The sequence below is a fragment of the Pantoea stewartii subsp. stewartii genome (genome assembly GCF_008801695.1).
Taxonomy (GTDB): domain Bacteria; phylum Pseudomonadota; class Gammaproteobacteria; order Enterobacterales; family Enterobacteriaceae; genus Pantoea; species Pantoea stewartii.
Window position 1 is genome coordinate 1 of the sequence record NZ_VZPF01000141.1, and the last position, 5,730, is coordinate 5,730.

Sequence of the window (5,730 nt, forward strand, 5' to 3'; positions counted from 1 at the left end):
AATGGAGGCGAAGCGCCTCAAGGAGCCATGTCCGGTGTTTCACGCGATAGTGTCCATTAAAAAATGATGGACACTATTTTCCCGGAACCGGAGCCCGCTGCACAGACGGTTTAAATGTGACGCTTACGTTTATGCTGCGACCCGAACGGGTTTTCCATCGATGGTTACGATTCTTCGCAATCCATCACCAGTTTTAAGCTGAACCACATTACTGTGCGCAAATACCACTTCACACCAGCAACGACAGTTAGGTAACGCGCCAGCGTGTCCGGTCATACCGTCAAGCGTTGGAGGGTTTGTCCAGTAAACAAAAAGCCCCTCCATTTCTGCATGAGAGTGACGAACGTCACCATCGTGTGCCGTGCGCCAGATATAACCCTGCGAACCACTCGCCAGCGCCCTGGCCTGCGTCAGCGCCGTGACAGCCCGCCCGACCTCAGTTCGCGCAATGAGTTTTGCCCGAGAAGCCGCCACATCGCCGGATGCCGCAATTTCCTTCGCAAACGCATCAGCACGACCACCAGCAGCCATAGTTTCAATCGCTCGGTTCTGGATATCGTAAATGCGCTCTGCAGCTTCAAGCGGCAGGGATTTTATGTACTTCACCTGCTCAGCAACAATGCTGCGCATGACCTGCCCTGTAGGCGTGTTGTTAATGACGTTACGTAGCTCAGCGCCGATTTGCTGGCTGTTTTCGCGCCACTCTTTTTCGCTGTGACGCGCTACGGATGCCGCAAAGCCCGTGGCGACCTGATTAGCCCAGCCGTCAATGATTTCGCTGTAGCGCTCCAGTTCATCCATGATTTCGGTAACGCTGTCATTTGAACCATCGTAGCGGCCATTTACGATGTCGCCCACCGCCTGCGCTATCCTGCGAAGTAAAGTTGCATCTTTTAACTGTTTGTTATCCCGACGATCTAACTGGCGCGTATCCTTTCTGTAGTCCTACGCAAAGTCCTTTAGAGTAGCGGCTGTATCGTTATTGATGGATGAATGCATCTGTCAATTAGAAGAAGCCAGCCAGTGGAAAAGCTATTTATGGCAATATGACCTACGAAAATGCCGTACAAACCCATGTGATGCACAGCCCCGGACATATCGGGTCTGTCTTGCGAGTGACTTTCAGTTACCTGCAAGCGCCCGACTGCCCCTCTTAAAGAGGGTTGGTTATCGGCGTGTATCTTTGCGATACGGCCACAGTCCAAAACTGGATAATGTTGATTTTCCTCATGATTGAAAAACCAATCATCCTCAAGGGCAGCTTCTACAGTGCAGCCCTTTTCATGGCGCAGATTAGCGCCATCATTCGAACCTAAGTAATGGACACGCTCAGGTGAACCCGAATACTGTTCGTGTTCAGCCAATTCCGTTGATTCGACGGAATTAAATAAAATCATCAAGTTAGCCGATTCTAGCATTTCGCTATAATTAAGTTGATTCAATGGGTTGCGATGTGCGTACGTTTAACGTATGCAGTTGATTTGCGCTGCTTAGAGCTTATAGGGGTGCGCGTTTAAAAGTTTTGGCTTCGGGTTGTCTACCTGTCTACCTAATTGACCTCAGCCCTTGCTGCACAAGGCTTGCAGAGGGTAGGCAATGAATTTTTGGCTATCTACCCTTATCTACCTGTAGCCAGAGTCCTCTACCTATTTAACGTGAAGGATTTGAACATTCGAATTTCGTCGGCGCAAAGTTCGACGAGCGATACCGGAATCTCGGTATCGGCACTTTCTGAGTAAGTGTCCGATATGCAAATCTGCACATCGCCGCATCGACTACTTTCTGAGCAGCCGCCATATTTGGCGGTTGGAACATTTTCAATAAGTTACATCGCTATCAGCAAAGCCCATATTCGGGCTTTGGTTTGTGCGTGAGTATTGCTGACTCGCAATGTCATCTGCCGACAAATCTGTCGGCTGGTCACCGGCGCTTAGCTGGCTTTTGCCACTGCCATGTCGGACTGTTCATCGATTGCTCGAATCGTTCCCGCCTGGCTGCTCCGGTGTGTATGTAACGCTTAATTTCGCGCAATTCGGAAGGGGTTACAGTTTCGCCGTAGTGCTCAATGGCCGCGATAGAAAGGAGTGCTGTCTGTTCAGGTGTCATGGGCTTTATCCGTTCTCAGAGGCTTTCAAAAATAGAGTAAGTTGGTATAATGCCTTTGCCACGTGATAATGGTAATTCCGGTACTAATTAAAAGCCTGCGCCCTCCGATCGCGGGCTTTTTTATTGCCCGCTGTAAACCCACTTTACACATTTAACGAAATACCCCCGCTTTCTTGCGCTCCGGGTGTCAAATGTGTAAACCAAATCCGTTTCGAATACCTTATTAATGCAGAAAGTGTAAACCGTTCAGATTCGCGGGCGCACTGGTAGGTTATGCTTCTTTTGGCTGTTTCGCCCACTCAGACAGGGCCCTGATTCCTGCCTCGCTCCAGTCGTCCAGATCATCCCCGCACACCTCAGCAGCGTAACAAACCTCATGCCTCAGCATAGTGATAGCGTTTTCTGCGTTCTCCCGTAAGCCATACACATTGAAGTAATGCTCAGCTTCACCATCACCTATCCAGATCCCGCCGTCCTCCAGAAACTGGACTTCGCAGTTAAGCTCATCGGCTGCATCGAGAACACGCTGTTTAATTTCATCGTCGCTGGCTGGTGCCGGTATTTTACCGTCATTGGCTTTAACAGCGCTCCAGAATTCGCCCCACGTCATTTCGAGCGTGCGATGCGGCCACGTTTTAGTTTCTGATTCACCTGGTACCGGGTAGTTCTTCTGGCTCTCTGTCGCTGTCACATCGATTTTAGAGCCGGAAAGCACTACTGCCCCTTTCGCTACCCAGTCATAGACAGTCTGGCGGCTTACACCTCTGTAGCGGGCATACTCTGCTTTGCTCATCAACATAATTTACTGATACCTCCACCAGTTAACTGCGTGATACGGGCCGGATATCAGCCCATCATTTTTTGATAAATCGCCTGGGCATCTTCGGAACTGATCTCGGATATTGACGCGTGTATCGTTCCGCTGTGCTCTGTGCGTTTCGGCGCTTCCCAGCCCTGCATTTCTGCTATCTGCTTGATTGCCGTCTTTGGATCATGAAGTTTGACCTTCAGGCCGTCTTTGCTGGCCGTCAGTTCTGAAACAGCGGCCAACTGCTCAGGCGTTAGCTGGTCGGAATTCTTGAAGCGCCAAACGGTCTGTTCTACCGGCTGCCCGTCATCATCTTCACCCGCGCGATGCGTGCCGAATGTAGCCAAATCACCAATGGTGGTTCGGGCTATCGATGTGAGGCGCTCAAGCGCTTCCGTGCGCGTCATTATGGCTTCGCTGACTACTTCGTACTGGACGGCCTGTAAGAACGCCTGAACGTTACTATTTGTTACTATCTGAGCGGCTTTAGACCGGGCACCGTCACCTTTCGCTTTACCTCCGGCAAGGCGGTAAGCCTGCGTCTGGTTCTGGCCTTTAAGCAACTCAGTGACAAACCGCCGCTGTAGCTGCGTCAGGGCGTTAAATAGCCCCTTCTGTGCGTCTGTCAGCGTCATATCGCCCTCTCTAATTAACAGGTGGCGCAATCAGTCAGGTGCGCCTGTATGGTTGTCGCCGTTCTGCACGTTGCCGTGGGTATGCGTGGACAGGCTCTTACCGCTGCCTTTCACATCGCCGGTGGCCGTCAGTGAGCCGTTTACCTGCACGTTGCCGTTAATCGTGACCTGTGGCGCATTCAGCGTGATTTGCCCGCCAGAGGTAGCCGTAACATCGCCACCAGCAGAAACCTCTACAAACGCGCTGCCATCGTCTGTGCGAAGCTGTGCGGCGGTGGGGCTGATATTGCTGATTTTCTTTGCCTGCGACTGTGGACCGGGTATTACAAATGCATCGCTGAAATCGTGCCTTCTCTGGTTCAGACTTAACTGCGACCCGCCGTTCTGCCACCAGAAATCGATATTGCTCTGGCTGAAAACAACCAGACATTCATCACCGGCTTTGATCGGGAAAGTAAGCGTGCAGCCGCCGCCGCGCGGAAAAACTACCGGCGCATCCATGAGAAAGGGGTAATCCTCACTATCTCTATCGAGCCGGTCAAAGGATATGTTGTCTTCCTTACTTGTATTAATTCCTGAAATAATCGCCATATCGACAACGCATGTTACCGTATCGGGGTCAAAGGAACGTATCGTACCCGGCACGGCAACCCATATTTGGTTTTTGGAAATATTTACACCTGAGTCGAATGCTTCAAGCCCGCTGATTGGTCTGATACTGGACATTGATTGCTCCTTATCCGGCAACGCGGTGACAGTTAAACGTACCAATCAGGCGCGGCTGATCCATGTTCGTGCGGATGAGCTCGACGTTCAGCCAGTGTTCTTTTTTGCCGTCTGGATGGATGTACTCAAACCCGTAATCATTTCCGTCACTGGCTGGCATAAGGGTCATTTCAACCTTTATTCCGTTTTCACCTAACGAAATATTTTTTTGGGATGTAACAGTTTCACCGTTAACTTTTGTCATTTCATTTGGAAGCGCAACGAGGTTAAAATTTCCACATTGTAAAGTAACCCCTTGCGCAGCGCTGGCGTAAACAGTCAATGCCGCACAGACCATTAAAATTTGCAGTTTCATTTTAAGCGCCCCATTTCACTAAGGTTGATTCAGAATTTACATCTGCATTGCCACGGGCTTCACACGCCATATCCATGTACCACGCCTTGCCGCGCGTGTCGCCGGTAATCATAATGTAGCGGACAATGTAGACGCCATCGGTCGCAATGTTGGCCGGGTTCTCTTTCTGCGCCAGACCGGACACCGTAAGATTGCCGTTAGTCTCCCGTTCGCGGAGAGGGCCACCAGCTTTGACTACCTGGTCACCGCTCAGTTCGGCACGGTAGACTGACGCCTGATCCAGTTGCACAAGGCCGTGAAGGTGAATCCGGGTATTGATGAGACAGCGGATGTTCACGCCGTTACCGATAGTCTGCTGCGGCATACCGATAAGCCCTGTATCGGCGTTCAGCACAACGGCGGTATGCGTGGCAACGTCTTTCTGAATCATATCCAGTCGTCCGTAGCTGAACTGCCAGGTGGCTTGAAGGTCTTCTGCCAGCGTGCTCAGATAATCTCTGACAGGGCCGTAGAATGTGGCACCGCGCGGGTAAACAACTGATGGAAATTCCGGTACCACGCCCGGCACGATGCCGTAGGGTTTCAGGTTATCCATAAGCAGGTTGTAAACATCGCGTTTGGTATAGCCCCGTTGCAGGTTAGCGCTGATAAAAGCGTTATAGAAAGCCTGCTCACCGTCACAGGCCTGAATACTTATCCAGGAGTCAGTGATGTTTTCTTTCCCTGTCACGGCAAAACGAATTTCACCACTAAACAGCACGCCAAAATTACTGCCGGCTGTCTGGCCTACCTGCTCCGGCTCCAGTTGCCGCTCAACGTCTACCTGATCGCGGGTATAGTCAGGCGCAATACCGTCATAACCGGCGATAATGATGATTTTCGAGAACTCCCGCTGCATGATGCGGTTCTGCGTTTCAGGCGAGAGGTTATAAATTTTAAAATTCGCCGTGGCTGGCCAGCGGTTATCGTTACGCTCTATATCAAAAGTAACTTTAAAATCGCTCAGGCTGATCCCGGGCTTATTTTCGGAGACAAGCTGCAGCTCAAAATGGCGCATCCAGTTCTGTGACATTAAATACCCTTACCCGGCTTTTTTGCCA

7 protein-coding genes are annotated in these 5,730 nt (G+C 50.9%); all 7 read right to left on the reverse strand.

All coding sequences use genetic code 11. The features are described from left to right. Positions 1-129: 129 nt before the first annotated feature. A complete protein-coding gene (locus tag F7Q90_RS24465) occupies positions 130-858 on the reverse strand; it encodes a phage head morphogenesis protein (RefSeq protein WP_006118735.1) in 729 nt (242 codons plus the stop codon). Between the two features lie 101 nt (positions 859-959). Then, entirely contained in the window at positions 960-1,442 is a 483-nt protein-coding gene (locus tag F7Q90_RS24470; RefSeq protein ID WP_141119365.1) for a hypothetical protein, read from the reverse strand. 935 nt (positions 1,443-2,377) lie between these two features. Beyond that, positions 2,378-2,905, reverse strand: a complete 528-nt coding sequence (locus tag F7Q90_RS24475; protein WP_044241794.1) for a hypothetical protein — start codon at positions 2,903-2,905, stop codon at positions 2,378-2,380. 47 nt (positions 2,906-2,952) lie between these two features. After that, on the reverse strand, positions 2,953-3,549 hold the full coding sequence (locus F7Q90_RS24480) for a terminase small subunit (RefSeq protein ID WP_006118733.1): 597 nt from the start codon (positions 3,547-3,549) through the stop codon (positions 2,953-2,955). A gap of 30 nt (positions 3,550-3,579) precedes the next feature. After that, the gene (locus F7Q90_RS24485) at positions 3,580-4,275 is read right to left on the reverse strand and encodes a Gp138 family membrane-puncturing spike protein (RefSeq protein ID WP_052310117.1); all 696 of its coding nucleotides are present in this window, start codon (positions 4,273-4,275) and stop codon (positions 3,580-3,582) included. 10 nt (positions 4,276-4,285) lie between these two features. Beyond that, complete coding sequence (locus tag F7Q90_RS24490; protein ID WP_044241792.1) at positions 4,286-4,630, reverse strand: hypothetical protein; 345 nt, start codon at positions 4,628-4,630, stop codon at positions 4,286-4,288. Between the two features lies 1 nt (position 4,631). Continuing rightward, the gene (locus tag F7Q90_RS24495; RefSeq protein ID WP_151161122.1) at positions 4,632-5,702 is read right to left on the reverse strand and encodes a hypothetical protein; all 1,071 of its coding nucleotides are present in this window, start codon (positions 5,700-5,702) and stop codon (positions 4,632-4,634) included. Between the last annotated feature and the right edge of the window lie 28 nt (positions 5,703-5,730).